At 39.1% G+C, this 1,409-nt stretch carries 2 protein-coding genes and 2 pseudogenes; 1 reads left to right on the top strand and 3 read right to left on the bottom strand.

The window, feature by feature from the left end:
• Window positions 1–233: pseudogene (locus L5M10_RS23785) on the top strand (IS4 family transposase); the annotation flags it as partial.
• Window positions 234–242: 9 nt separating this feature from the next.
• Here the strand turns inward: L5M10_RS23785 and L5M10_RS23790 are convergent.
• The 3 genes and pseudogenes from L5M10_RS23790 to L5M10_RS23800 all read right to left on the bottom strand — a co-directional run.
• The gene (locus L5M10_RS23790) at window positions 243–701 is read right to left on the bottom strand and encodes a LysR family transcriptional regulator (RefSeq protein WP_263256095.1); all 459 of its coding nucleotides are present in this window, start codon (window positions 699–701) and stop codon (window positions 243–245) included.
• Window positions 702–824: 123 nt separating this feature from the next.
• Window positions 825–1,160: a hypothetical protein gene (locus L5M10_RS23795; RefSeq protein WP_263256097.1), complete on the bottom strand. Its 336-nt coding sequence runs from the start codon at window positions 1,158–1,160 to the stop codon at window positions 825–827.
• Window positions 1,161–1,177: 17 nt separating this feature from the next.
• A pseudogene (locus L5M10_RS23800) lies at window positions 1,178–1,409 on the bottom strand (IS4 family transposase); the annotation flags it as partial.

Raw genomic sequence — 1,409 nt, forward strand, 5'->3', positions numbered from 1 at the left:
TGATGGTTCAATGCCTGTTGTGGCTAGTTGGTTTACACGCACAGCAACAGGGCTGGGATAAGCATTTTCAGGCCAATACCATTGGGCATCGAACGGTACTCTCAACGATTCGCTTGGGATTGGAGGTACTCAGGCGGCCTGATTATCAAATCACGGAGAAAGAATTGCTGGCGGCCTGGGTATTATTCGCCAATCAGTTGCTCAAATATGGCTATGCTATGGCTGATTTATGAGGGGATCCTTCAGGGTTTAGCATCAATAAAGCCTAAGTCTAGTTCTTTTTCTGAAACCATTTTTTCAATAACTAAACTATTATCAATGACTAGTTTTATTTTTACATCGGGATATTGGTTCTTAAATAATGGAATTTTTTTAGATAATACATAGTTACCAGCAGTCTTACTGCTCCCAATGGTTAACGTCCCCTTAATGCCATGTTCAGGGAATGAAAATATATTTTCTAACTCTTTTCCCTTGGATAGCATTTCATTAGCATAAGGTAATATTATTTCTCCATGCGCATTTACAACCAAACCTCCCGCCACTCGCTCAAATAATCTGCAGCCTAAAGAACTTTCTAATTCTTTAAGTGCCATACTTACAGCAGGCGTTGACATATGAAGCACTTTTGCCGCTTTTGAGATCTGCCCCTCAGAATGTATGGCTTTAAAGATCATCAATTGTCTTAATGTTATCCGCATCAAATGCTCCGCGAGGGGGAAATCAGTTATACTAGCAGTATAATATTTTAAAACGATAAATAATTAACATGATAAATATCTAATTTTTATAAAGCGGCTATTTAGCCGCTTTATCTATAGAGGTTAAAATAGATATCTTGTAGATACAAAAATGAGAGTGTCATCAAACTCAGTATGTCCTTTGACGTCAGTATAGTCACCATCAAAATAGGAAATACCTACCCCAAAAGTCAAATCCTTTTGAGCCTTAAAATCAACGCCTACTGAATATTGACTTGCATCACTCTCTTTTAGTGTTTTTAGATCTGCTCCGGCATTTTTTGTCACTTTACCCAGCCCAGCATCATCTTTTAAATATTGAAATTTTATATCATATTTATTAATAGGAACAACCATACTTAACAGGTAGGAGTTACCTTTAATATTATCATAAATACTTGACTCAGAGCGCTGGTACATAGCCCTGAAGGATCCCCTCATAAATCAGCCATAGCATAGCCATATTTGAGCAACTGATTGGCGAATAATACCCAGGCCGCCAGCAATTCTTTCTCCGTGATTTGATAATCAGGCCGCCTGAGTACCTCCAATCCCAAGCGAATCGTTGAGAGTACCGTTCGATGCCCAATGGTATTGGCCTGAAAATGCTTATCCCAGCCCTGTTGCTGTGCGTGTAAACCAACTAGCCACAACAGGCATTGAACCATC

It is taken from the genome of Shewanella sp. SM32, from assembly GCF_025654235.1.
GTDB classification, from domain to species: domain Bacteria; phylum Pseudomonadota; class Gammaproteobacteria; order Enterobacterales; family Shewanellaceae; genus Shewanella; species Shewanella oncorhynchi.